Genomic DNA, 1,453 nt, shown 5'->3' with positions numbered 1-1,453 from the left:
TCGAGGAGCAGCTCGCGCTGCCGGACACCGGCACTACCCGGACCGGACGGCACCGGTGCGGGGCTGTCTGCTCCTCCGCCGCTGGCCGGAAGCGGATTCCTTGGCGCTGGCGCGAGCACCAGCGGATGAATTTGGCTTCCCACCCGCACTGCAGCCACGACCAGCAGCCCCTTCCTCGGCGTGTATCCGGCTGGAAGGGGATGTCCGATAAGCTCCCTCACCTTCGAGACGGCATCGTCACTGAGGTTGATCGAATTGTAGCCAACCGTAATACTTTCCATGCCCAGCCCTGCGCCTGCAGGGATGATCGAATCAATTAAGGGGATCCGTAGATCCGCGCCAATCTTCAGATCACCGAGCAGCACCCAGGCCTTCCCAGGGCCCGCACTCCCACCCGAGCCGACATTCGAAATATCCATCATGCGCTCCCAGATATGTAAGATCCTCAATCAGACGAAAACACCTAGGGGGTGTCTGAGAAGGCCCGTTCAGGGCAGGAGGGTTGGTAGTCCCTGGGCTGGTGGAGGCCGGGGTGGCCGGACATTGTCGTGCGTGTCCAACGGATCTGTCGGATGCAAAGTGGGCGGTGCTCGAGCCGTTGGTGGCGCCGCCGAAGCCGGGCGGGCGACCGCCGAAGCACCCGCGCCGCGAGATCATCGACGCCCTTGCCTACTGGGTACGGGCCGGCTGCGCCTGGCGGCTGCTGCTGCACGACTTCCCGCCCTGCCACACCGATTACCACTCCTGGCGGCGGTGGCGGATCGAGGGCCGTTGGGAGGAGATCCTCACGGCCCTCAGAGCCCGGGAACGTACAGGTCAGGGTCGTGAACCGACGCCGAGCGCGGGAGTGTTGGACAGCCAGAGCGTCAAGGCCGCCGAGCGCGGCGGCTGGCACGGCTACGACGGCGGCAAGAAGGTGCTGGGCACCAAGCGCCACCTCCTGGTGGACACGCTCGGCCTGGCGCTGGCGGTCTGCGTCAGCCCAGCCAACGTCAGCGGCCGCGACAGGGCAGCCGTGCTGCTGGCCCGGTGCGCCGGCAGGTTTCCGCCGCTGCGGCATCTGTGGGCCGACCAGAGCTATCGCGGCCGTGGCTTCCTGGCCTGGGTCCGTGACGAGACCGGGATCACCATCCAGATCGTGCAGCGCAGGGACGGTGGTTTTCGTGGCACCTGGGCCCAAGGCCGACGCCCCTCCGCGCGTGGTGCCGACGTTCGCGGTGGTTCCCTGCCGCTGGGTGATCGAGCGGAGTTTCGCCTGGCTGGGCAGGTACCGGAGGCTGTCCAAGGACTACAAATATCTGGCCGCCAGCCAGGAGAACGCGATCTACCTGGCCACGGTCATGCTCCTGCTGCACCGAGCCGCAAGAACCTTGCCCTGAACGAGCCCTCTCAAACACCGAGTCTTTTCAGTTGGGGCATCGATCGGGTGATGTGATCAGGGGGCAGAGCTGTC

The 1,453-nt window shown here is 66.1% G+C and carries 2 protein-coding genes and 1 pseudogene; 2 read left to right on the top strand and 1 reads right to left on the bottom strand.

The features are described from left to right. A partial coding sequence (locus ACFWZ5_RS44035) for a hypothetical protein (protein WP_384892714.1) occupies window positions 1–422 on the bottom strand: 422 nt, incomplete at its 3' end. A gap of 98 nt (window positions 423–520) precedes the next feature. Between ACFWZ5_RS44035 and ACFWZ5_RS44030 the strand changes: the two are divergent. Together ACFWZ5_RS44030 and ACFWZ5_RS44025 are read left to right on the top strand one after the other, a co-directional pair. Then, window positions 521–1,144, top strand: a pseudogene (locus ACFWZ5_RS44030) (IS5 family transposase); the annotation flags it as partial. Further along, window positions 1,089–1,379 (top strand): transposase, encoded by a 291-nt coding sequence (locus tag ACFWZ5_RS44025; RefSeq protein WP_384892723.1) that lies wholly within the window; start codon window positions 1,089–1,091, stop codon window positions 1,377–1,379. The pseudogene ACFWZ5_RS44030 and the gene ACFWZ5_RS44025, both read left to right, overlap by 56 nt. Window positions 1,380–1,453 lie beyond the last annotated feature (74 nt).

This window comes from Streptomyces sp. NPDC059003, assembly GCF_042740445.1.
Lineage (GTDB): Bacteria > Actinomycetota > Actinomycetes > Streptomycetales > Streptomycetaceae > Streptomyces.
Note: the sequence above shows the minus strand (reverse complement) of the source record. Positions and strands in the feature narration are given on the sequence as shown.